Source organism: Prevotella sp. C561 (assembly GCF_000224595.1).
Classification (GTDB): domain Bacteria; phylum Bacteroidota; class Bacteroidia; order Bacteroidales; family Bacteroidaceae; genus Prevotella; species Prevotella jejuni.
Genome location: NZ_JH114146.1, coordinates 137,412 through 162,446 on the forward strand (window position 1 = coordinate 137,412; position 25,035 = coordinate 162,446).

Consider the following 25,035-nt stretch of genomic DNA (forward strand, 5'->3'; position numbering starts at 1 on the left):
TATCTCTGAGAGTATCTTCCATTAAAACAAGGATTAAGACTAAAATTGTCCACACTTTCAAAAACATGGATATCTCTGAGAGTATCTTCCATTAAAACAAGGATTAAGACGATTTGTTGATTAATGTCAAGGCTCTTAACATACATCTGAGAGTATCTTCCATTAAAACAAGGATTAAGACAGCCTTGAAACATGGGTCAAGAAAGAAGATACAGCTCTCTGAGAGTATCTTCCATTAAAACAAGGATTAAGACTTCCTTAATCAGAACCAAAAAGTTGTTTCAGAATACCTCTGAGAGTATCTTCCATTAAAACAAGGATTAACGCCTTTCAGCATAAGGTTTTTGCAGACAAGTGATTTACTGCGGCTGTCATAAAAAGCAGCATAACACAAAGAGAAATCCAACGTACAAAGCTTTGGTAACGGCTTTGTCTTTTGTAATTACATATTTCTTTATCAGAAGTTACTATCCCTTCCTTTCCAACAAGCAAATAACAAAATAAGTAATATAAATGTTTTTGACTTATAGAAGTTTTTTCGTAACTTTGCTCTCAGAAACAAATTAAAATAAAGATTAGAACGTTATGCTTACATTAAAGCTCATCAGTGAAGAAACTGAACGCGTCATCAAAGGACTGGAGAAGAAACACTTCAACGGTGCACGCGAGGCAGTTGAGAAAGTATTGGAATATGACCGTTTGCGTCGTGAGACTCAGCAGAAGCTTGACACAAACAAGCAGCAGCAGAATCAACTCTCGAAGCAGATTGGTGGACTGATGAAAGAAGGAAAGAAAGACGAAGCTAATAAAATAAAGGAAGAGGTGGCACTTTTGAAGTCTTCTGACAAAGCTCTCCAAGAGATAATGGATTTGGCTCAGAAAGACATGACCAACGTGTTACTGATGATTCCTAATATCCCTAACGAGATTGTACCTGAAGGTAAGGATGCTGAGGACAATGTTGTTGTAAAGGAAGGGGGCGAGAAGCCAAACCTACCTGCTAACGCTTTGTGCCACTGGGACTTGCTGAAAAAGTTTAACTTGGTAGACTTCGACCTCGGTGTAAAGATTACTGGTGCTGGTTTCCCACTCTATATCGGTAAGATGGCACGCTTCCAACGTGCCTTAGAGGCATTCTTCCTCGACGAAGCACGTAAGAGTGGCTACTTGGAAGTACAGCCACCATTGGTAGTAAACCAGGAGTCTGGTCAGGCTACTGGTCAGTTGCCAGATAAGGAGGGACAGATGTATCACGCTAATCTTGACGACCTCTATCTTATCCCAACAGCTGAGGTTCCTGTAACAAATATCTTCCGTGACGAGATTCTCAACGAGCAAGACCTGCCTATTAAGCGTTGTGCTTACTCTGCTTGTTTCCGTCGTGAGGCTGGTAGCTATGGTAAGGACGTACGTGGTTTGAACCGCTTACACCAGTTTGATAAGGTTGAGATTGTACGTATCGATAAGCCAGAGCACTCTTATCAGTCATTGGATGAAATGTTAGACCACGTTGAAGGTCTTTTAAAGAAGCTTGAATTGCCTTATCACATCCTCCGTCTTTGCGGTGGAGACATTAGCTTCACAGCTGCACTCTGCTATGACTTTGAGGTGTGGAGTGCTGCACAAAAGCGTTGGTTGGAGGTATCAAGCGTGTCAAACTTTGAGAGTTATCAGGCAAATCGTCTGCATTGTCGTTACCGTCATGCCGATGATAAGAAGATTGAACTCTGCCATACATTGAATGGTTCAGCCCTTGCTCTACCACGTATCGTTGCAGCTATCATCGAGAACAACCAAACCCCAGAGGGTATCCGTGTACCAAAGGTACTCGTTCCTTACTGTGGTTTCGAGATGCTCGATGACAAGATGGACTAAAAAATACAGCCCCTCCCTAACAAGGAGGGGCATCATTACCGCGAACAACTAATTTAAACAAATAAAGTATCTAACCTAATTCTATCTTCATACACCTCTATCCAATTGGATAACACCCATTGTATAAGTGGAATATAAGGACTGTACTTTTCATATCTATTACCACTCCATGAACAAGATTATCCGTAAACAACAGTTTTCAGAGAAGGTTTTCTGCTTAGAAGTAGAAGCACCGCTCATTGCACGAAGCTGCCGTCCAGGTAACTTTATCATCGTGCGTGTTGACAACCACAGCGAACGTGTACCCTACACCATTGCTAAATCGGACCCAGTAAAGGGTACGCTCACCATGGTTATCCAAGAGGTAGGACGCTCATCAACAAAGCTTTGCCAGTTGAATGAAGGCGATGAGATTGTTGATATTGTCGGACCACTCGGTACCCCATCCCACATCGAGAACTACGGTACGATTATCTGTGCGGGTGGTGGTATTGGTATTGCTGCCATTCTCCCTATCCTCACAGCCTTGAAGCAGGCTGGTAACAGAGTAATCTCTGTCCTCGCCGGTCGCACAAAGGAGTTAGTTATCATGGTAGACGACGTAAAGAAATACTCTGATGAGGTTATCATCATGACCGATGATGGTTCCTACGGAGAGAAAGGTGTCATCACCGTGGGCGTTGAGAAGGTGATACAGCGCGAACACGTAGACAAGGTGTTAGCTATCGGACCTCCTATCATGATGAAGTTCACCTCTCTTTTAGCTAAGAAATACGGCATTCCTAACGATGTTTCACTCAATACTATCATGGTGGACGGAACTGGAATGTGTGGTGCTTGCCGTCTAACGATTGGTGGTAAGACTCGCTTTGTCTGCATTGATGGTCCTGAATTCGATGGCGACCTCGTCGACTGGGATGAGATGTTCAAGCGAATGGGGACGTTTAAGGAGATTGAGACCTCCCCCAACCCCTCCGAAGGAGGGGAGTGCCTGGCGGGAAACAAGTCAGAAAAAGAGGCTCAAGGGAAGACAGGAGATAAGAACAACGCAGAAAATGGAGCAGCAAACTGTCAAGAAGAAAACACCTCATCACCTACAGCCCACCTATCAGAAGAGCTGGAGGGAGCCGATTGGCGCACCACGTTACGCAAGGCCCTCAAGCCAAAGGAGCGCACAGCTATTGAGCGTGTGAAGATGCCTGAACTGGATGCCGACTATCGTGCGAAGACCCGTTTAGAGGAAGTAAATATCGGATTAACCCCTGAAATGGCTATGCAAGAGGCTAAGCGTTGCCTTGACTGTCCGAAACCTTCTTGCGTAGAGGGCTGTCCTGTAAACATTCACATACCAGACTTCATTAAGAATATAGAGCGTGGCGACTTCCTCGAAGCAGCCAAGATACTCAAGGAAACATCTGCCCTACCAGCCGTATGTGGTCGTGTTTGTCCACAAGAGAAGCAGTGTGAGAGCCGTTGTATCCACTTGAAGATGAAGTCACCAGCCGTAGCCATCGGTTATCTTGAGCGTTTCGCAGCCGATTATGAGCGTGAAAGCGGACACATGGCATTACCTACTGTTGCACCATCCAATGGTATCAAAGTAGCTGTTATCGGTTCTGGTCCTGCAGGCTTAAGCTTTGCTGGCGACATGGCAAAGCGTGGCTTCGAGGTTTATGTATTTGAGGCACTGCACGAGATTGGCGGTGTGTTGAAATATGGTATCCCTGAGTTCCGTCTACCAAATAAGATTGTTGATGTCGAAATAGATAATCTTCGTCGCATAGGCGTACACTTCCAGACCGATACTATCGTCGGTAAGACCATCAGTATAGAAGACTTAAAGGAGAAGGGATTCAAGGGTATCTTCGTTGGTTCAGGTGCTGGATTACCTAACTTCATGGGTATTCCAGGCGAGAACGCTATCAACATCCTTTCAAGTAACGAGTATCTGACACGTGTGAACCTCATGGACGCAGCCAATCCAGAGACCGACACACCTATTATTATGGGTAAGAAAGTCTTGGTTATCGGTGGTGGTAACACAGCTATGGACTCTTGTCGTACTGCCAAACGATTAGGCGCTGACGTCACACTTGTCTATCGTCGTTCTGAAGCCGAGATGCCAGCACGTCTTGAAGAGGTGAAACATGCTAAAGAAGAGGGTATTAACTTCCTCACTCTTCATAATCCACAGGAATATAAGGCGGATGAAAAGGGTCGCGTATGTGCCGCTGTCTTAGACGTGATGAAACTCGGAGAACCAGACGCAAGTGGACGCTGCCGACCTGAATTGACTGGTGAGACCGTCACTGTTGAGTGCGATCAGGTCATCGTTGCTGTAGGTGTATCACCTAATCCATTGGTACCTAAGTCTGTAAAGGGACTTGAATTAGGTCGCAAAGACACCATTGTTGTCAACGACCAGATGCAGAGTTCGCAGCCAGAAATCTTTGCTGGTGGTGACATCGTACGTGGTGGTGCAACTGTCATCCTTGCTATGGGAGACGGAAGAAGAGCTGCGGCAAATATGGCAGAACAACTATTAACTTAATCCCAACAGGGGATAAATAACGAGACGAGGGTGTGTCAAACCAGACGCATCCTCGTTTTTTTTAGTAACAAGCAAGATCTTTGTAAAAACAATCGCTCTTTATAGTAAAAAGGTAGACCCTTTTTGCGAAAAAGGTCAACCCTTTTGCCAAAAAAGGTAGACCTTTTTGCTGACAGGGTAAGTATGAGGATACAAAAAGAGGGACGTCCTTATTATGGCACATCCCCTTTTTATTTTTAGCAATCAAAGGATAAGCAGCAACAGCCAAATGCTGTTAATCCTCACTATAAACAGTCGGGTCCTTCACTCCCGCCGCTTCAAAGGCTTCTCTACGTTCTACACACGTACCACACTTACCACAGTGTACGTCGCTACCCTTATAGCAACTCCAAGTCTTAGCATAGTCAATTCCCAACGCAGCACCACGTGCCACGATTTCAGCCTTAGTAATATTCGTATAAGGAGCCTCAACACTAACCTTCACAAAAGTGCCCGCCTCCGTAGCACCATTCATCGCATTGATAAACTCTGGTCGGCAGTCAGGATAAATGGTATGGTCGCCACCATGGTTAGCAATATACACACGTTTCAACTCATGACTCTCGGCAATACCCGTCGCTATCGCAAGCATAATACCATTACGGAAAGGAACAACCGTCGACTTCATATTCTCCTCTTCATAATGTCCCTCTGGAATAGCCTCAGCACCATCAAGTAGCGAACTCTTAAAATACTCGTGCATAAACGACAAAGGGATAGTAATATGCGGAATACCCAACTTCTCACAATGATACTGAGCATAAGGCAGTTCCTTAGACCCATGATTCTGACCATAGTCGAAAGAGATAGCCAAGGCGATAGTCTCCGCCTTATCATAAAGCAACGTAATGGAGTCTAACCCACCACTAACAATAATAATCGAATCTTTCATTACCATCTAATTTTTCTGCAAATATACAAAAAAGATAGTGTTTGATTTCACCAATCCACTAAAAATTAGTATTTTTGCCACAAGGAAATAGTAACATTACAAATAATAAAGAACAAATGAAAATTAACGATTTTAACTTCGCAGGACATAAAGCTATCGTCCGCGTAGACTTCAATGTGCCTTTGGATGAGAAGGGCCACGTAACTGACGACACACGTATCCGTGGTGCTCTGCCAACACTAAAGAAGATATTGGCCGACGGTGGCGCCCTCATTATGATGAGCCACATGGGTAAGCCAAAGGGAAAGGTAAAGCCAGAGCTCTCATTGAGCCAGATTGTTAAGAACGTAAGCGATGCTCTTGGTGTCGAGGTTAAGTTCGCTAAGGACGCTGGTAACGCTGAGGCTGAGGCTGCTGCACTTAAGCCAGGCGAGGCTCTCTTGCTTGAGAACCTTCGTTACTACCCAGAAGAGGAAGGCAAACCAGTAGGTGTTGAGAAGGGTACACCAGAGTTCGACGCTGCAAAGGCAGAGATGAAGGAACGTCAGAAGGACTTCGCTAAGAAGCTCGCTTCATACGCTGACGTATATGTAAACGACGCCTTCGGTACAGCTCACCGCAAGCACGCATCTACAGCAGTTATCGCTGACTATTTCGATGCAGACCACAAGATGTTAGGCTACCTCATGGAGAAAGAGGTTACAGCTATCAATAACGTATTGAAGAACGCTCAGCACCCTTTCACCGCTATCATCGGTGGTTCAAAGGTAAGCTCTAAGCTCGGTGTAATCAAGAACCTCCTCGACAAGGTAGACAACCTTATCATCGGCGGTGGTATGGGTTATACCTTCATCAAGGCACAGGGTGGTAAGATTGGTAAGTCTCTCCACGAGGACGACTTGATGCCAGAGGCATTGAACGTAATCGCTGCTGCTAAGGAGAAGGGCGTAAACCTTTCACTCTCAGTAGCTACTGTTTGTGGTAAAGACTTCTCTAACGACACAGAGCGTAAGGTATTCCCAATCGACCAGATTCCTGATGAGTGGGAAGGTATGGACGCATCAGAGGAGAGCATCGAGGCATGGAAGAAGATTATCCTCGCTTCTAAGACAATCCTTTGGAACGGTCCTGTAGGCGTATTCGAGTTGGAGAACTTCGCTAAGGGTACTGGCGAGATTGCTAAGGCTGTAGCACAGGCAACTCAGGAGAATGGTGCTTACTCACTCGTTGGTGGTGGTGACTCTGTTGCTGCTGTTAACAAGTTCGGTCTTGCTGACAAGGTTTCATACGTTTCTACTGGTGGTGGTGCTATGCTCGAGGCTATCGAGGGTAAGGTGCTCCCAGGCGTTGCAGCTATCGAGAAGTAAGAGATTTTTTCTCTCAAACATACACAAGCCGTTACTTCATCTGAGGTAACGGCTTTTCTTGTATATACGATAGATTCAAACGGATTGGAGTTTGTATTCCCACTGAAGGGGGCGAAGGGTGAAGTCCTGGGAAGATGTTTCTCTTTCTAAACGGGGGCGAAGGGTGAAGCGCTGGGTATTTTTTTCTCTCACAGAGCTCACAGAGTTCACGGAGCATTTTTACACACATTTCGAGCCCACAGATGGCCTTCGACCGACAGAGTACACAGAGCATTTCTGCTATCGTTGGTAATTGTCTTAATGAGAACGGAACAGAGGGTGAAGCGCTGGGGAATACTTTTTCTCTCTAAACAGGACGACGGCTGAAGAGGTGGGGAGGTATTTCTCTCACAGAACAAATTACTGAGGTAAATCCTATTAAATGGCTGATAATAGAAGAGAGAACACCCAATGAACAGACAAAAAATGTTGGGATATTTCGCTAACTACTCCTCTCTCCATTCAGAAAGGGCGCAGAGATGGGACAAGAAAAGGCCCTTCTTCACTCGAGAACATGCCCTTCTTGCTGGCAGAAGACGCCCTTCTTGGAGCAAGAAGGGCGTCTTCTCAAAAGCTATTCATAACATACTGACTTATTGTATGTTACAATCTCTATTTTAAGATATAATACATACCAGTTAAGAGGATATTTGGATCGATAACATGTAACGTTTTTTCATCACCTTATTAATACCACAGAAATATGGCGTGATTGCCGAGATACACTATAAGCATGTTAGTGAAAACAAAAGAGTCAGACCCTCCTCTGATAGATAAATGTAAGTTTTGTACACATACAGAACTCACAGAAAGCCAGTTTCTGCCGTTACAAGTGAATTTCCCCCGCATATTTTCCCACGAAAAAAAGACTTCGCTCAATAATTTATGATGCTCGGCTATGATGTACAGAGGAATGTTTTATCTAAAAAAAGACAAACTACGCTATTTCATACACGCTCACTACCATTTCATCAGCAGGTGGGGAAAAGATGAAAGTAGGTAAGAGAAAAAGTATAACTTTGCATCGAGATAATCAGAAAAGGTATCAAGACAAAGTACACTCATACGTAATGATTCAATAAATACATAATCAGATGAAACGAAGAAGACAAATACTTTATTCCTCCATCGCTATCCTTGTCATACTTGCCATCATCGTCGCACTGTGCAACATCAGTGTTGACAGGAATGCAGAAGGTAGGACATTCAGTAACGTCAATGACGTTCCTACTATGCAGACAGCCTTATTGCTTGGCACTAACCCAAAGACAAGAGATGGTAAAAGACCAAGTTCGTTTTACTTGGCACGTATCAATGCAACAGCAGAACTCTACAAACATGGGAAGTTCAGACAGCTTATCATTAGTGGAGACAAGCGAGAAGGATATGACGAACCACAAACAATGCGCCACGACCTGATAGAAAGGGGTGTGCCAGATAGCATCATCATGATGGACGGACAAGGCTATCGTACCCTACTGTCTTTGAGGAATAGCAAACAATATTTCGGTGTTCATGACATGATTATCATCTCTCAAAAATGGCACAACGAGCGTAGCATCTTCTTAGCAGACAAGATGAACATTAAAGCAGTAGGTTATAATGCTGATGACATACGCCATCCGAGGGCTATATGGACACATATAAGGGAGTTGTTGGCAAGAGTTAAACTCTTTATCGACTTGTATGTTACCCATCGCGAAGACTTCTGTTGGTAGCTATTCTAAGGCATTGATTGACTGAAAAGAATAGATTTCTGATACAAAGCAACAAGAGTATAGCTTTTTATTACTACATTTGCAGAAGTATAACAATCTGTTGGCAATAGAGAGTGAAACAGCTGTTAATCATACAAAACGGGAGCACTGAGATGATGCGACTGGCGTTTGACGAGATACTTTATATCCGGTCAGACGGCAACTACTGTGTGATGACGCTTTCAAATGGGGAGGAGTTACAATTATGGATGAACCTTAAAGCCATCACAGAACTCATTGACCAACAGATGAGACAACAGGAAATTGTATTTGTAAGGGTGGGTAAACAATATGTTCTCAACCTTCACTATATCTGTAGGATAGACACTAAGAAAGACCAGCTGAGCCTTTGGAGGAAAGAAATACCACAAAAGATAGTACTCAACTCCATCTCTCATAAAGCGCTGCAGCTGCTTGAAGAGGGTATAAAACAAAAGCAGAATGAGCTATAGTGACGACGACATTCAGTTCTTAGGAGGTGAGGGATTCAAGCCTTCTCAGCCAACAGACAAGCAGCAACCAGCATCCCGCAGATGGTGGAAAGGTCTTGTTCTGCTTGTTATTCTCGTCCTTTCGGCTACAACCTTCTACTTCTGGAAGAAAGCTATGAACCGTACCCTCGCCTTTGACTACCCACTGAGTCGTACGTCAACAGAAGTCATTCGCGATTTAGAGAAGATGCCGACAGACACTTTACAAGGGGTGACGATGAAGGTAGACTCGCTCTATGGCGTGGGTATGAGACTATACGAACTACACGGACTCACGCCTACCCTATCTCGTACGGCCCCTTCTGACAGCGACTCTACCGTCTGTCTTGTCACACATGGTTGGGACTTCTATTGGGATGAAAACCATCAATACAAATACATAGGCGACTTTATCTATCAAGGTAAGGAGTATGCAAGCAACCATAATAAGGCAGGCTTTGTGATTATCGTTGGCGACAAGTGGCAAATAGGTATTGGTCAGGATGATTCCATAAAAGAGTATGTCAAAGCCCACAGTGGCAGTATGTTCCGTCAATTTGCACTCGTATCAGCAGGACAAATATGTGAGAGACAGTTTGCCTTAAAGGGTAAGGTGACACGCTGTGCCTTGGCTCGTAAGGCAGGCTCTACGGCCATCTGGTATGTTGAGACTATCCACAATGAGTCTCTCTACGACTTTGCACAAGCCCTTGCCGACTACGGTTTTACCGATGCCATCTATCTGACAGGTGGAAACAACGGCAACACCTTCTATCGCACACCAACTGGTAGCAGCTGTGGAGTGGCTGACTGGAAGGGATACGCAGACAACCTATTGATATTTAAGAAGCAATAATACGGGTTGAGAAGATAAGATTAAGAGTGATTGAAAATAAAAGGAATAAGACAACATCAGCGTAATATAGACGATTGTCTATAGAACAGATATTTCTCCATAGATAGACTCACAAGCGCCTTGTACATACGCTGTTCGGACGGAAAATGATTGCTATTAGCCAATAACACACCAGACTTAAAATAAAAAATGGACGCACCCTTTGTACGTCCATTTATTGTATTGCTTGTTTTATTAAGCCTAAGTGGTGGCCCTTTAATCTCTTAATCGGTACAAACCAATCTCAGAGATAGTAGGTACGGCACGCACCTCACTGATGATAAGACGCACCTCCTTTGCAGTCTCAACAGGGAATCTCAACAAACGCTTATGCCCAACAGTTGTTCCCTCAGTAACTTTCTTCCAATTACCCTTAGCATCCTTTACTTCGAATGAGAACTTTTCTACACGCTGTCCCTTACGGATATCCTCCTGAACAGATAAGACATTGAAGGTGACAGGTTTATTCAGTTTGAATGAGAAGACAGCCTTACCATCCTTCATCTTAGGACGAACAGAGGTGTCGTAATTATCATCAACAACATTGCGTCCCTTACCCTCTGACAGAGAACAAGTAACCTTAGCCTTCGCCAAGAGGTTATCAGTAAAGGTTGTTGCATACAACTGGCGGAAACCACGAAGACTTCTCACGTCAGCATCAGAAAGTTTACCTTCCTTGTTAGGAGGGAGATTTAAGAGAAGTACGCCATTCATTCCTACAGAAGTGAAGTAGATATCCATCAACTCCTTAGGAGATTTCACCTTACTGTCCTGTTCCTCATGATAGAACCAACCTGGACGAATAGACACATCAATCTCAGCTGGATACCAGACGAGCGACTTTGCCTTCTCAATCTTCTTACGACTACCAAGGTCTTGACCCATCATATCACCAACAGGTGCCGTCAGCACCTCCTGCTGTGAGTTCTTCGCAATAGCATCCTGGTCGAGATTATCCTTAGGCACAACACTCCATTCCATCTCACGACCACGTCCTGTCTCTGTTCCAACCCAACGTACATCAGGTCCCATAACAGCTATCACGGCCTCAGGCTGTAGCTTACGAATAAGCTCATACCAACGTACAAAGTCATACACCTGCTTCTTACCGTTTGGACCCTCACCACAAGCACCATCAAACCAGACCTCGCTTATCTTACCATATTGCGTAAGCAATTCTGTCAACTGCTTAACAAAGAAATCATTATAAGCGTCGGTTCCATACAGCGGAGAATTACGGTCCCAAGGAGAAAGGTAAACACCAAATTCCATACCATACTTCTTACAAGCATCGCTCACCTCACGGACGACATCACCCTTACCATTCTTCCAAGGCGAGTGTTTAACGCTATGCTCAGTATAAGCCGATGGCCACAAACAGAAACCATCGTGGTGTTTACAAGTAAGGATGGCACACTTGAAGCCAGCAGCCTTTAACTCACGTATCCACTGGTCGGCATCAAGGTTGGTTGGATTGAAGATAGCAGGCGACTCCTTACCATCTCCCCACTCTCTACCAGTATAGGTATTAACACCATAGTGCAAGAAAGCAGTAAGCTCCTGACGCTGCCAATTGAACTGACGAGCAGAAGGAACGACGTTTGCAGCCTTACGAACAATATCTGAAGGAGAGTCAGTCGGGTTAATCACAACAACATTCTGTTCCTGAGCATGAACCGTTGAAAGAACTACCGGCGAGAATAATAAGCTTGTACAAGCTATCGTTGCCTTAAAAAGATGGGAATAAGAATTCAGCCACATAATTATAGGTAATGATTTATAAACGTATTTTTTTATTCTATGCAAATTTAATTATTTTCATTGAAAATACCAAATACGCATACAATAAAAAGCGTTTATAAGCGTTATAAATACAATAGTTAGAATTAAGGGAGTGCAGTTCTCATAACAAGAGGTTCATCTCATTGGTAAATTAAAGTTAAATTTAACCTTTTAGATAAGTAAAACCACTTCTTCAACTGTTACTTTCTTTAGAAAATCATAGATAAAGAAAATGAGTCTAAACCCTAAGAACCTAAAAGAAGAAAATAAAAAGCTGCATAGTCCTGCAACATGGGTTCCTACGCTTTATTTCGCCATGGGTATGCCTTTCGTCGTACTTAATATGGTATGTACATTAATGTATAAGGGAATGGGAGTATCTGATGGGCAGATAGCCTTTTGGACATCTCTTATCATGCTTCCATGGACCTTGAAACCACTATGGAGTCCGTTCTTAGAGATTTATAAGACAAAGAAATTCTTTGTTGTATTGACACAGTTGCTTACAGGTGTGCTTTTTGCCTTAGTAGCCTTTGCCCTTCATCTTCCTTTCTTCTTCCCTGTTACAATAGCGATACTTGCGGTTATTGCTATGAGCGGTGCTACGCACGATATTGCTGCGGACGGAACCTATATGTCTGTGCTCACAAATGAAGAGCAAGCAAGGTGGATTGGCTGGCAAGGAGCCTTCTATAACATTGCGAAGATAGCAGCTACAGGTGGGTTGGTCTACCTTGCTGGTACGTTTATTGAGCATTTCGGTGTAACAAAAGCATGGATGTTTATCATGCTCATCATTGCTACTATTATGATAGTGATTGGTTGTTACCATTTCGTCATCCTACCAAATCCAAAGAAGGCTACAACGGATTCGCCCAAATCACTAAACGAGTCATTAGTAGAACTGGTAGAGGTATTTGTCGACTTCTTTAAGAAAAGACACATTATATATTATATATTCTTCATTATCCTCTATCGTTTTGCAGAGGGTTTCGTCATGAAGATAGTTCCTCTCTTCCTTAAAGCGTCACGTGCTGACCAAGGTTTAGGATTGAGCGAACAAGAGATTGGACTCTGCTATGGTACCTTCGGTGCTGCAGCCTTTGTTATTGGCTCTATCCTTGCAGGCTATTACATTGCTTGGAGAGGGTTGCAGAAGAGTCTCTTCTCACTTGCATTAGTATTCAATATCCCATTCATAGCTTATACATTCTTAGCTATCTATCAGCCAGAGAGCCTTTGGTTGATTGGCGGTGCCATTGTAATGGAATACTTTGGGTATGGCTTTGGCTTTGTTGGACTCTCCCTCTTTATGATGCAACAGATAGCACCAGGCAAACATCAGATGGCTCATTACGCCTTTGCAAGTGGTATCATGAACTTAGGAGTGATGTTGCCAGGTATGCTGAGTGGCGTTTTCAGCGATATTTTAGGTTATCGCCGCTTCTTTATCTTCGTATTGGTATGTACTATCCCAGCCTTACTGGTTACATGGTTCGTACCATTCACCCATCCAGACAATACAAAGAAAGAGAAATCGGAAGCACAAGAATAGAATTAATAACATAATAAACCAAAACATAATAATTAAAACCAAAGAGTATGAGATTAATCATAGAACCTAATTACGAAAAGTTATCTAAATGGGCAGCAAACTACGTTATTGAGCGTATCAATGCTGCTAAGAATCAAGACAAGCCTTTTGTTCTCGGTTTGCCAACTGGTTCTTCACCAGAGGGCATGTATGCTGAGTTGGTAAAAGCATATAAAGAAGGGAGAGTAAGCTTCAAGAATGTTGTTACATTCAACATGGATGAGTATGTAGGACTACCTGAGAGCCATCCACAAAGTTATCATTCATTCATGGCAGAAAACCTCTTCAATCATATTGACTGCCCAAAGGAGAATATTCATATATTAAATGGTAATGCAGAGAACCTCGAAGCAGAGTGCCAGCACTATGAGGAGATGATTCGTGAGGCAGGTGGTATCGACCTCTTCTTGGGTGGTATCGGTCCTGATGGTCATATCGCCTTCAACGAGCCAGGTTCGTCTCTTCGCTCACGTACTCGCATCAAGACTTTGACATCAGATACACGTATTGCAAACTCACGTTTCTTTGACAATGACCCTAACAAGGTTCCAGTACATGCACTGACAGTAGGTGTTGGTACAGTAATGGATGCTAAGGAAGTATTGATTCTTGTAAATGGTCATAATAAGGCAGAGGCTTTGCGCGCAGCCGTAGAAGGTCCGCTCACACAGAAGTGGACAATCAGTGCATTGCAGATGCACGAGCACGGCATCATTGTTTGTGATGAAAGTGCAACAGACAAACTAACAGTAGAAACATACAAATACTTTAAAGACATAGAAAAGGAGAACTTGTAATGAAACTGAATCTAAGTTCACAAATTGTACTCAATCAAATACCTGAGGAGTTTTATCGTCCTGCAACAGCTATCGAACGCTCTGAGATAACACGCTTTGAGAAACTTCCTACAGATATCTTCCCAACTATTGAGGAAGGAACTATCGACATTGCTAATCATCTTGAGGCTGATATCAAGAAGAGAGAGCAGGAAGGAAGAAAGTATGTTATGGGCGTTGGCTCTGGCTCTTCGCTCACTCCTATCTTCCAAGAGCTTATCAAGCGTCATCAGGAGGGCAAGTTAAGTTTCAAGAATGTTGTTATCTTCAATGCATACGAGTATTTCCCACTGAGCGTAGAGAACGTAAACCGCAGTATCAACCAGCTTAAAGATCGATTCTTAAATCATATTGATATTGATGCCGAGAACATCTTTACACCAGATGGTACTATCACCCAGGACGATGTACAGGAACATTGCCGTCAGTATGAACAGCATATTAAGGAGTTAGGTGGCCTTGATGTCATCCTTTTAGGTATTGGCCGTATGGGTAACATCGCTACCAACGAGCCAGGTTCAAGCCTTACCTCTGCTTCACGTCTTATCTTGATTGACGAGACATCACGTGAGGAGATGAAGATGAGCTTCGGTTCTCAGGAGTCTGTACCTCCATGTTCTATCACCATGGGCGTCAGCACTATCCTCGCAGCACGTAAGATTTACCTTACAGCATGGGGCGAAGAGAAGGCAGACATTATTAAGAAGACTGTTGAAGGTAAGGTTAGTGACGCTGTCCCAGCATCTTTCTTGCAGACACATAACGATGCACATGTTGTTATAGACCTCTCTGCTGCAGCTAAACTAACACGTATTCAGCACCCTTGGCTCGTAGCATCATGCAAATGGACAGACAAGTTGGTACGCTCTGCACTTGTTTGGCTCTGCCAGATTACAGGTAAGCCTCTTCTCAAGTTGACCAACAAGGACTACAATGAGAATGGTCTTAGCGAACTCCTTGCACTCTATGGTTCAGCATACAATGCAAATATCAAGATTTTCAATGACCTCCAGCATACTATCACAGGTTGGCCAGGTGGTAAGCCAGATGCTGACGACACCTATCGTCCAGAACGTGCTAATCCATTCCCAAAGAGAGTGATTGTATTCTCTCCACACCCTGACGATGATGTTATCTCAATGGGTGGTACCCTCCGCCGCTTGGTACAGCAGGGACATGATGTCCACGTAGCTTACGAGACATCAGGTAACATTGCCGTAGGTGATGAGGAGGTTGTACGCTTCATGCACTTCATCAACGGTTTCAACCAGCTCTTTATCAACAGCCAAGATGAGGTTATCAAGTCTAAGTACAAAGAGATTAAGGAATTCTTGAAGAACAAGAAGGAAGGAGACATCGACTCACAGGATATCCGTACCATCAAGGGACTTATCCGTCGTGGTGAGGCTCGTACCGCTTCTACTTTCAACCAGATTCCACTCGACCATGTTCATTTCCTCGACCTTCCTTTCTATGAGTCAGGTAAGATTGAGAAGCTCCCAATGGGCGAAGCTGACGTGAATATTGTAAGAGAACTTATTTCTAAGGTTAAGCCACATCAGATTTATGTAGCTGGTGACTTGGCTGACCCACACGGCACTCACCGCAAGTGTACAGATGCTGTACTTGCTGCTATCGACCTTGAGAAGGAAGCTAAGGCAGAGTGGTTGAAGGACTGCCGTGTATGGATGTACCGTGGTGCATGGGCAGAATGGGAAATTGAGAACATCGAGATGTGTGTACCTATCAGCCCTGAAGAGCTGCGTGCAAAGCGTAACTCAATCCTCAAGCATCAGAGTCAGATGGAGAGTGCACCATTCCTGGGCAATGACGAACGTCTCTTCTGGCAGCGTTCAGAAGACCGCAACCGTGCTACTGCTAAGCTTTATGATGACTTAGGCTTAGCTTGCTACGAGGCAATGGAGGCATTTGTAGAGTATAAGTTTTAGTATTAATTCGCCTAATCACGATTAATGTATAAAAAGATCTTATTAACTGTTTTCCTCTGTATCTCACTCTTACAAGTAGGTGCAGTAGGAATAAACAAGAACAACAATATCAAGAACGATGATGGTTTTACCACCATCGTTTTTGATAGAGCGAACAGCCCAGTGCCTTACCGTATCCCAGCCATTACTGAGACACGTAAGGGTACACTGTTAGCTGCTTGCGACTTCCGCCTTAGTCATACCGATGTAGGATGGAACAATAGAAATGGTTTGTGGCAGATAAACATTGTCATGAAGACGAGTAAAGACTTTGGTAAGACTTGGTCGGACACTGTTTGCGTGGCACGAGGTAACGAACATGCGGCCGACCCCGTCCGTACTGCGTTCGGTGATCCAAGTATCATTGCTGACCGTACGTCAGACAATGTGCTCCTTCATTGTGTAGCAGGTAAGAGTGCTTACCAAACAGCCACTCGTCAGAACCCGCAGCATGCTTACTTCTTCCATAGTACTGATGGTGGTAAGACATGGGACAATGGAACAGATCTTACCGAGATGATTCACGGTCTCTACGATGGTAAGCTGCCTAATGGTGGTAATCCAGATGGTATCTTCCTCACATCAGGTAAGATTATGCAGAGCCGCTACATCCGTAATGGCAAGTTCTATCGCCTTTATATCGCACATCCTATCCGTCAGAAAGGTGTTGATCGTTGCGGTACTTTCGTTATCTATTCTGATGACTTCGGTCACACATGGCACGTCTTAGGTACTCCTTCAAAGGCTCCTTCTATTGCACAGGATGAGTCAAAGGTTGAGGAGATGCCAGATGGTAGCGTATTACTTAGCTGCCGTGACGTTTATGGAGGTAGACGCTTCAACATCTATACTTACAAAGATGCTGCGAAGGCTACAGGTAGCTGGGGCGAAGAGGTTATGCCACAGAATATGACAGGCAAGCAGGTAAATGCCTGCAATGGCGGTATTCTGATTGTTCCTGCAAAGAGAATAGCTGACGGTAAGAAGCTTTTTGTAGCCCTTCAGTCAGTTCCACTCAGCGCACGACGTGACAGTGTAGGTTTCTTCTATAAGGAGTTAGCATCTTATGCTGACTACTCTACTGCCCATGCATTGGGTAGCAACTGGAAGAAAGGTTTACGAGTAACCGACGAATCTTCCTGCTACTCAACAATGGTACTTATGAAGAACCAGCGCATAGGCTTCCTCTATGAGGTACGCGGACAGAATGACGGCTATGACATTGAGTTCAAGAGTCTGTCATTGAAGGCGATTACTAATGGAGAATATGATATTCTTCCTTACGTTGATCGTTCTAAGTACGTGGTTGATGCAGCTAAGGCACACCAGACCAAAGCACCACTTGCAGTAAAAAAAAAGCAAGTGAAAAGAAAGAAATAACAGCCTGGAAAGGCGAACGTATCGGACTTGAGTTCTCATTACCAGAGATGGTAAAGGGCAACTTAAAACTATCAATGAGCTGTAGCAATCGACTTCTGTCGACTGCTACAGCTCATTTTCTTTCTGCCGTTATCACCGATGACTTCCAAAACTGTGGTAATCACCCCGACTCCTTACAGACTTGGCTCATGCCCGATATCATTGGTGACGATAGAATAAAGGCTGACGACCCAATGTATGGCAAGTCTGCATGGTGCACGATTGAGATTCCAAAGAATATTAAGACTGGTTCCTATAAGATTAATCTACAACTACTACAAGACGGAAAGATACTCAGCACCATCCCGTTCACTGTTAAAGTACTCAATCGGAAGCTCTCCCTCTCTGATAATTTCCACCTTAATTTCTGGCAACAACCCTACACTGCCAGCAGATACTATGGTGTCGCTCCTTGGAGTCAAGCACATCTTGATATCCTCCGTCCTTATATGCAGTTGCTGGCACGTGCTGGTCAACGCAACGCCTCAGCCATCCTCTTCTACGAACCTTGGGGCGTACAGAGCAATGACAAGTTCGATGCGATGATTGAGACGACACGAAAAGCAGACGGAACATGGTCGTATGACTATACAGCCTTCGACCGTTGGATTTCGTTCCTTGCCTCTTGTGGTATCAATGGGGACATTAATTGCTTCTCAATGGTGCCTTGGGACATGACTTTCACTTATTATGATGAAGCATCGAAAAGTTATAAGGAACTAAAAACGACGACAGACAGCAAAGAATACAGCGACATGTGGATTCCATTCCTACGTTCCTTTGCTGACCACCAGAAGCAGAGAGGTTGGTTTGACAGAACCGTCATAGCGATGGACGAACGTTCCCTCGATGCTATGCAAGATGCTTACCGCATTGCACAGGAGGCTGCACCGGGTATTAAGATGTCGTTAGCAGGTAACTACCACAAAGAACTTGTCGATAAGATCTATGATTACTGTATTGCTTGGAAGCAACAGTTCACGCCAGAAGACCTTGCTTTGAGGAATTCGAAAGGTTGGATTAGCACCTCCTACACGGCTTGTCCCGATGCAATGCCAAATGTGGGTAGCAACAACGAACCAATCGAAGCAACCTACCTCCCACTCTATTGCCTTGCTAATGGCTTCAATGGTTTCCTTCGCTGGTCATGGATGAATTGGACTGATAACCCTATGTATGACAGCCGCTTTAAGTTATTCACACCAGGCGACACCTATATCGTATATCCTGGAATGCACTCAAGCCGTCGTTTTGAACATATCATAAGAGGTGTACAAAACGTTGCCAAGATTGAAACACTACGCAAGGAATATAAACAACAGAAGAACTTGAAGGCTTTACAACAGTTAGAGGAAACGCTCTCCCTATTCATGAATCCAACACCTAACGAGGCTGAATTAAAAGGAAACATAGAAAAGATGGAATATCTACTCAATAAATAAACATAATAAGGAGAGACTCCTCATTATACGTTGTGATAAAGTTCAAATAGAGTAAGGAGGAATTTCTCGATACTACTATATTACGAATATATTCATTTCCTGTCATTTATAACATTTCAAGTAAACCGATTATAAACTTACAAATTTAGTCTCTACATGAGATGATAGAGATGACAGGAAACGTTGTCTTTAAGGGGATTGCCCAGTCAACAGCACGTTGAGAGACAGAGTTAATATCCTTCACAAACGGTTCTGCCCTATACAATAAAAGAAACAATATTCCTTTCAATCTATTAAATAACGTCAAATGGACAAAAGGAGGGACCATCTTACAACAAAAAAGACCTATTTAGATTGCTCACCTGTAGGAACTTTCATACCTTTGTAGCATATAAATAACTTATTAAATAACCAAATGGAAGACAAATTAGTTTCTAAACACATATTGGATGCAAGCCAATATGAAGGAAAAGGAAAATGGAAGGGAGTTATACAGGGTTGGGTTGTATTCCTAATCATTTATGGCATCACACGCATACCAAACGTACAGCAAGCTATGTTAGACTTTGCTAATTCGATGAATGGCGTAGCTTGGCTCTCATCTGGAGTAAACTTTATGATTCACGGTCTCTGGATAATTGCAATTCTTTTAGTAATAGGAACGCTGATAAAATGGAAAGAGAAACAGCCCTTCATGGAGTTACAAATCTATAAGGATGGCATCGGCTTTGTAACAATGTTTGGTAAATTGGAACGTGTAGAGCACAATAAAGTTTATTTCCACTACGGAAAATATCAAAAGACCATATTTATTGATTGTGCTGTATTGGGTATATCAGCCCATTACATTCCATGGGAGTACTTCTCGCAGGCTGACGTTCTACACAAGAATCTTGAACGCTATGCGAACTGGGATATGCATAAGTATCAAAAGAATTAACCTACATTTCAACATTCACAAATGGAAATAAACACATATTACATAATGGCTGCACTTGTTATTCTGTGCGGAATCATAGCAATAGTCATAGGGGTATGGTACAATATCAACTACGGAAAGTTTACACCAAAGATTGAGATCTTTTCAGACGGGACTGGTCGTATGCTCTTCCTTGGTGTCTCTGAGCGCTGTAAGAAGCAGATGGTTCGTTTCAACGCAGAGTATCAAGTTGGCCAAATCATCAAATATCAAGGAAAGAAATATGTCATAGAAGAAATAAAGCCTATTACTACAATAGACGCTAAATATCTTGGTCCACGTCATGGTCTTGCTGCTTACTTGATAAGAGCATAACCCTTAACAAGTGAAAATCGAGTAGAAAGAAAACAAAGCCTTTCCTTTCTACTCGATTATTGTTTTCTATCTACACGTTTATATTCCTTTTATTTATTCCTCTTATGGGATAGGGCTATAAACGACAAAAGTGTTTTCCTCAGATAAATTAGGGTTCTTCCGTTAAATGTGTGGACTCTTTTCGTAATGCTTTAACGTAAGAGCCAAAGTTACTCATTAAACAAAAATATAGCTGAGACAGTCAACTATCTATCCTATTTTCATCCTCTTTCATTGAAAATCTTTTCGTTTTAAGACTTCGAAAACCTGCAGACAAGGGTTTGAAAAATCATTACATAATTTCAAGGAAAATACCTATAACTAACGACAAAAATACACACATGAAGCAGGTTTGCAATCAACAGGATATCAATTAGTTACCAGGTATAAAGTAAAAGGTGCTTAGTTGGACTTCAAAAGGGCGTTAGCAAGGGTCTTAAAGAGCATCTTTTGCAACCCAAAAGGGCGTCTTTTAGAAGCCAAAAGAGCATGTATTCAAAATTATGATGTGAAAAATTATAACAGAATAATAAGTTATTAGCCTAATTAGCCCAATTGGACTAAATAGCCTAATTAGGCTAATAGGAATAAATTGCTTGTAGATGACAGATAGACATCACACCTAATTACATTTATCATATAGTTTACCCCCCCCTTATAAAACAATCTTATTGGAGGTAAGCTTACCATGTATGTGGATTAATCTCATTCTATTAACAATCTACACATTTAACGGAAGAACCTAAATTAGCCGTTAGCTTTATTTTATTCAGCGACAATAACAAGTCTGTAACATCTCTATCAACAATGTATCAGATACCCAGATACGCTTAGTATAACCAGTGAACACCGAAGCTGTCGGTTACTTACACAACTCAAGATGCTGTTTAGAAATGAAGCAAATCACTCGCAGTAATATGATAAACAAGCAAAGGTAGATATGCTGTTTATGTGTTAGAACGCCTATTCTACTAAAGTCTATAAAATCACACCTACTTATTAGGAAGCCCACACAGGAGAGTATTCGATTAAAGTCTTATCAAACAGCAAGATAGCACAAACTACGAAGGAGTATCCTAAACCAAAATCTACACGCTGAAAGACATTACTCAAATATATGCAAAATAATCTGTATGATTTACGATGGGAGTTAAATGTTTTTGTTATCTTTGCAGATGTAACAAACTAATGCACGATGAACAGAACCAACAAAGTATTACTTATTTATACAGGTGGCACCATTGGTATGGGACACAACCCACGGACAGGTGCATTGGAGCCCTTAGACTTCAACCATCTTGTTGACAACGTTCCTGAGTTCAAACTCATCCCTACGAAGGTCGATACCTACCAGTTCGACCCTCCTATCGACTCTTCCGACATGTCACCCGTGCGTTGGAAGCGGTTGGTAGAAGTGATTTCCGACCGCTATGACGAGTATGACGGTTTTGTTGTCTTGCATGGTACAGACACGATGTCATACACAGCTTCGGTCTTGTCGTTCATGTTTGAAAACCTCACCAAGCCTATCATCCTTACAGGTTCACAACTTCCAATCGGACAGCTACGTACAGATGGTAAGGAAAACCTCATGACAAGTCTTGAATTGGCATCTGCTCATCACTTAGACGGCACCCCAATGGTACCCGAGGTTTGCATCTACTTTAGTGGACATCTCCTACGAGGCAATCGTTCAACAAAGCAGAATGCAGACGAGTTTAATGCGTTTGACACCTTTAACTATCCTCACCTCTGCGAAGCTGGAGTCAATTTCAACTTTAACGAACATAATATCTTAAAGCCAGACTTCACGAAACCGATGCTACCACACTTCGAGTTAGATAACAATGTGATAATCTTTTCTCTCTTCCCTGGTATCGAGGAGCATCTTATTCATCACATGTTTGATGCTCCAGAGTTACGTAGTATTGTCATGCGCTCGTATGGAAGTGGCAATGCTCCACAGCAGCCTTGGCTCATGAACTTACTCCGAAAGGTCACAGAACGCAATGTCATTGTGGTCAATATCAGTCAGTGTATCAGCGGACAAGTTGAGATGAACCGATACGACACAGGCTATCAACTCAAGGACGCAGGCGTCATCAGCGGTTATGACAGTACGGTTGAAGCTGCCGTAACGAAACTGATGTATCTACAAGCGAAGTACAACGATACAGAGACGATACGCAAATACATGAAACAGTCGATTGCTGGTGAGATTACTATCTATAATTGATAGGCAAACAGCAAACGACCAATAGGAAAGAAAACAGCCCAATATTTCCCGCTCCCCCAACAAGTTAATTGACATTAAAAGGGGAGAAGAAAGGGAAATATTGGGCTGTATTGTGTTTGTTAGAACTTATTGCAACGCTCGAAGAAGCCGATTTCTTCAAGTTCCTTCTTCATCCGCACCTCTTCTTCATCCGTCATATTCTGGAATGGAACACGGTTAGGACCAAGGTCGAAGCCCATCAACTTCATAATACGCTTACCTCCAACGATATTGCCACGGAAGTGACAAATGACGTTGATAACCTCCTGTGAGAAGTTCTGCTTCTCTCGAGCGGTCTCGATGTCACCCTTGTTCCATGCCTCGATGATACCTGTCAGCTCACGACCATTATAATTGGTTGTACCACCGATACCACCTTTAGCACCGCCTTGAGCAAGACTTGGGAGGATAGTCTCGTCCTGTCCGTGTAGCATATCATACTTTCCATCCTTGTAAAGACGGCATTGATTATACTCATAGAGGCTCTCGAAGGTGTATTTGATGCCTGCGAAGTTAGGGATACGACCATCGACAGCCTTCAAGAGGTCGAGCATTGGCAAGAAAGCACCATTGAAGGCAGGGATGTGATAATAGTAGAATGGAAGTGAAGGAGCCGCTGCTGCAATCGTCTCACAATACTTCACTAACTCCTCGATACGACCAATCTTTGGGAAAGGAGGTGCCATAGCACCAATACCCCATGCACCTATCTTCGCTGCATGTTCGGCCAATCGCACACTCTCACGCAGGCAGCAACTACCCACGTGCACAATGACCTTGAAGCCTTCTGGGGCTACCTCTATCCAGCGTTCAGCCAACTGCATGCGCTCTTCTGTGGTGAGCATGTAGCCTTCACCAGATGAACCATTAATGAAAACTCCCTTCAATCCGTTCTTTTGCAGCATTGCTGCATAAGCCTCTATAGGCTCAAGATTGACATCGCCATTAGCATAGAATGGCGTGAACGGTGCGTCAATTAATCCGATAATCTTTTCCATAAACATTGTTGCCCTCCACCTTTATTCCTCCAAGAAGGGGATTTCATGCGTGGGAGAGGCGATTATATGTGATAATAAAAAGCAATTATAAACATTTCTTACTCCATATTGTCGGTTGTTGGTCGTAGGCAAGAGAGCTGTAAGACCAGTGCTAACACAACAATACCACCTAAGATAGCAAAGCCAAGACCGAGGTCACCTCCATCCGTCCACTTGCCCAACACCTGTGTAACAGCAGCTCCTGCAAATACGCCCGTCATGTTCATAATGCCATAGGCAGTACTGCGATACTTCGAAGAAATGAACTGACAGAGGATTGGCATATTGTTGGCATCAAACATACCATAGCCAATACCAAAGCATAAACCTGCTCCGACAACTGACACAAGACTATGGCCGAAACCCAAGAACATAAGTGCCGGAACAGTAAGACCGAGTCCTATCGCACTGGTATAGACACGTCCGCGTAAGTTACGCTGTACCCAACGGTCGGAAATAATACCACCCATGATAACACCGATGAACGATGACACGGCGATTGTTATCGTTGACATTGGTCCAGCACTTGACATAGGAATATCCAAGCTATTGGCAAACAGCGTTGGCAACCAGTTCTTTGTAGCCCAACCAGGAAGACTTGGTACGGCAAAGTAGAAGAGGATCACCCAGAAAGCCCACGTAGAGAAGACAACCGACAGACCACGGAATGAATTCTTGTTAGCTTTCGGTTCGTCATGTGAAATTGCTTTCTTTCCGTGCTTTGGATTCTCCTTTAAGAAGAGAAGTAATACTACTGAATAAACAATACCGATGATACCAAACCAATGGAAAGCGGCATGCCATGAGAACATCGCTGCCAAGGTGGCACCAAAACCACCGACAGCCTGACCTACATAGAGGCCTGTCATGTGAATACCTATAGCCAATGAGCGTGACTTCCCCTCATGCCAATCGGCAATAAGGGACAGTGCCGCTGGGATATAAAGTGCTTCGCTGATGCCCATAAAGGCTCGAAGCCAATAAAGCTGGTCGAAACTCTCTGTATAACCCATAAGATAAGTCACGGCAGACCACACGAAGATGCTACCTACAACAAGCCACTTACGATTGACACGGTCGGCAATAATGCCCGCAAAGGGGCTCACCAGTCCGTAAATCCACAAGAAGACGGCCATCAAAGCACCGAATGCTTCTGCGTGATTGAGTTCTGCAATATCAACTTTCATAGCTTCCTGCATCGTCGACAACATCTGTCGATCCATGTAATTCAGCAGGGCTACAAACCAAAGGAGGGCAACCAATACCCAAGGATAGTATTTTTTCATAAGAAGATTACTGCCCGCTCCCACCTCTCTATCCCTTATCATGGGCAATAGTCGATTGTTTGTGAGATGTGATGGGCGATTAATAAATTATTGAAAGTCCTTTCTAACTCCCTTTCTGTAAGGGTAATATCTAACGATTATGACTAATAATAGACTTC

The 25,035-nt window shown here is 43.3% G+C and carries 18 protein-coding genes and 1 CRISPR repeat array; of the genes, 14 read left to right on the forward strand and 4 right to left on the reverse strand.

The genetic code is table 11. The annotated features are described in order from the left end of the window. The first annotated feature begins 3 nt into the window (after nucleotides 1-3). Nucleotides 4-327: direct repeats of the CRISPR family, unit length 37 nt; unit sequence CTCTGAGAGTATCTTCCATTAAAACAAGGATTAAGAC. A gap of 258 nt (nucleotides 328-585) precedes the next feature. Together serS and HMPREF0666_RS09480 are read left to right on the forward strand one after the other, a co-directional pair. Beyond that, nucleotides 586-1,875, forward strand: a complete 1,290-nt coding sequence (gene serS / locus HMPREF0666_RS09475) for a serine--tRNA ligase (protein WP_009012150.1) — start codon at nucleotides 586-588, stop codon at nucleotides 1,873-1,875. A 169-nt stretch (nucleotides 1,876-2,044) separates the two neighbouring features. Further along, entirely contained in the window at nucleotides 2,045-4,426 is a 2,382-nt protein-coding gene (locus HMPREF0666_RS09480) for a bifunctional dihydroorotate dehydrogenase B NAD binding subunit/NADPH-dependent glutamate synthase (RefSeq protein WP_042856243.1), read from the forward strand. 274 nt (nucleotides 4,427-4,700) lie between these two features. Here HMPREF0666_RS09480 and queC read toward each other — a convergent pair whose 3' ends face one another. Next, a complete protein-coding gene (queC, locus tag HMPREF0666_RS09485) occupies nucleotides 4,701-5,357 on the reverse strand; it encodes a 7-cyano-7-deazaguanine synthase QueC (RefSeq protein ID WP_009012152.1) in 657 nt (218 codons plus the stop codon). A 116-nt stretch (nucleotides 5,358-5,473) separates the two neighbouring features. On the opposite strand from queC, the gene pgk reads away from it, so the two are divergent. The 4 genes from pgk (at nucleotide 5,474) to HMPREF0666_RS09505 (ending at nucleotide 9,846) form a co-directional block, all read left to right on the forward strand. Further along, entirely contained in the window at nucleotides 5,474-6,724 is a 1,251-nt protein-coding gene (gene pgk / locus HMPREF0666_RS09490; protein WP_009012153.1) for a phosphoglycerate kinase, read from the forward strand. A 1,133-nt stretch (nucleotides 6,725-7,857) separates the two neighbouring features. Next, nucleotides 7,858-8,481: a vancomycin high temperature exclusion protein gene (locus HMPREF0666_RS09495; RefSeq protein WP_009012154.1), complete on the forward strand. Its 624-nt coding sequence runs from the start codon at nucleotides 7,858-7,860 to the stop codon at nucleotides 8,479-8,481. A 113-nt stretch (nucleotides 8,482-8,594) separates the two neighbouring features. Next, complete coding sequence (locus HMPREF0666_RS09500; RefSeq protein ID WP_232214092.1) at nucleotides 8,595-8,972, forward strand: LytTR family DNA-binding domain-containing protein; 378 nt, start codon at nucleotides 8,595-8,597, stop codon at nucleotides 8,970-8,972. Next, on the forward strand, nucleotides 8,962-9,846 hold the full coding sequence (locus tag HMPREF0666_RS09505; protein WP_009012156.1) for a hypothetical protein: 885 nt from the start codon (nucleotides 8,962-8,964) through the stop codon (nucleotides 9,844-9,846). Before HMPREF0666_RS09500 ends, HMPREF0666_RS09505 begins: the two co-directional genes overlap by 11 nt. A 255-nt stretch (nucleotides 9,847-10,101) precedes the next feature. Here the strand turns inward: HMPREF0666_RS09505 and HMPREF0666_RS09510 are convergent, their stop codons facing one another. Beyond that, on the reverse strand, nucleotides 10,102-11,646 hold the full coding sequence (locus tag HMPREF0666_RS09510) for an alpha-L-fucosidase (protein WP_009012157.1): 1,545 nt from the start codon (nucleotides 11,644-11,646) through the stop codon (nucleotides 10,102-10,104). A gap of 253 nt (nucleotides 11,647-11,899) precedes the next feature. Here HMPREF0666_RS09510 and HMPREF0666_RS09515 point away from each other — a divergent pair, with 253 nt between their 5' ends. From HMPREF0666_RS09515 to HMPREF0666_RS09550, 8 genes are all read left to right on the forward strand, one after another. Beyond that, the gene (locus HMPREF0666_RS09515) at nucleotides 11,900-13,222 is read left to right on the forward strand and encodes an MFS transporter (RefSeq protein WP_009012158.1); all 1,323 of its coding nucleotides are present in this window, start codon (nucleotides 11,900-11,902) and stop codon (nucleotides 13,220-13,222) included. 47 nt (nucleotides 13,223-13,269) lie between these two features. Then, complete coding sequence (gene nagB, locus HMPREF0666_RS09520) at nucleotides 13,270-14,058, forward strand: glucosamine-6-phosphate deaminase (protein WP_009012159.1); 789 nt, start codon at nucleotides 13,270-13,272, stop codon at nucleotides 14,056-14,058. Next, nucleotides 14,058-16,046: a glucosamine-6-phosphate deaminase gene (locus HMPREF0666_RS09525; protein WP_009012160.1), complete on the forward strand. Its 1,989-nt coding sequence runs from the start codon at nucleotides 14,058-14,060 to the stop codon at nucleotides 16,044-16,046. Before nagB ends, HMPREF0666_RS09525 begins: the two co-directional genes overlap by 1 nt. A 24-nt stretch (nucleotides 16,047-16,070) precedes the next feature. Next, nucleotides 16,071-17,465 (forward strand): sialidase family protein, encoded by a 1,395-nt coding sequence (locus HMPREF0666_RS09530; protein WP_009012161.1) that lies wholly within the window; start codon nucleotides 16,071-16,073, stop codon nucleotides 17,463-17,465. 74 nt (nucleotides 17,466-17,539) lie between these two features. Beyond that, complete coding sequence (locus HMPREF0666_RS09535) at nucleotides 17,540-18,946, forward strand: DUF4091 domain-containing protein (RefSeq protein WP_009012162.1); 1,407 nt, start codon at nucleotides 17,540-17,542, stop codon at nucleotides 18,944-18,946. Between the two features lie 415 nt (nucleotides 18,947-19,361). Further along, nucleotides 19,362-19,886, forward strand: a complete 525-nt coding sequence (locus HMPREF0666_RS09540; RefSeq protein ID WP_009012163.1) for a hypothetical protein — start codon at nucleotides 19,362-19,364, stop codon at nucleotides 19,884-19,886. Nucleotides 19,887-19,907: 21 nt separating this feature from the next. After that, nucleotides 19,908-20,240: a hypothetical protein gene (locus HMPREF0666_RS09545; RefSeq protein ID WP_042856246.1), complete on the forward strand. Its 333-nt coding sequence runs from the start codon at nucleotides 19,908-19,910 to the stop codon at nucleotides 20,238-20,240. 1,234 nt (nucleotides 20,241-21,474) lie between these two features. Continuing rightward, nucleotides 21,475-22,515 carry an asparaginase gene (locus HMPREF0666_RS09550; protein WP_009012165.1) on the forward strand — a complete coding sequence of 347 codons (1,041 nt, stop codon included), beginning with the start codon at nucleotides 21,475-21,477 and terminating at the stop codon, nucleotides 22,513-22,515. A gap of 119 nt (nucleotides 22,516-22,634) precedes the next feature. Here HMPREF0666_RS09550 and HMPREF0666_RS09555 read toward each other — a convergent pair whose 3' ends face one another. Together HMPREF0666_RS09555 and HMPREF0666_RS09560 are read right to left on the reverse strand one after the other, a co-directional pair. Beyond that, nucleotides 22,635-23,552, reverse strand: a complete 918-nt coding sequence (locus tag HMPREF0666_RS09555; protein WP_042856252.1) for a dihydrodipicolinate synthase family protein — start codon at nucleotides 23,550-23,552, stop codon at nucleotides 22,635-22,637. A gap of 98 nt (nucleotides 23,553-23,650) precedes the next feature. Then, nucleotides 23,651-24,877: an MFS transporter gene (locus HMPREF0666_RS09560; protein ID WP_042856254.1), complete on the reverse strand. Its 1,227-nt coding sequence runs from the start codon at nucleotides 24,875-24,877 to the stop codon at nucleotides 23,651-23,653. Between the last annotated feature and the right edge of the window lie 158 nt (nucleotides 24,878-25,035).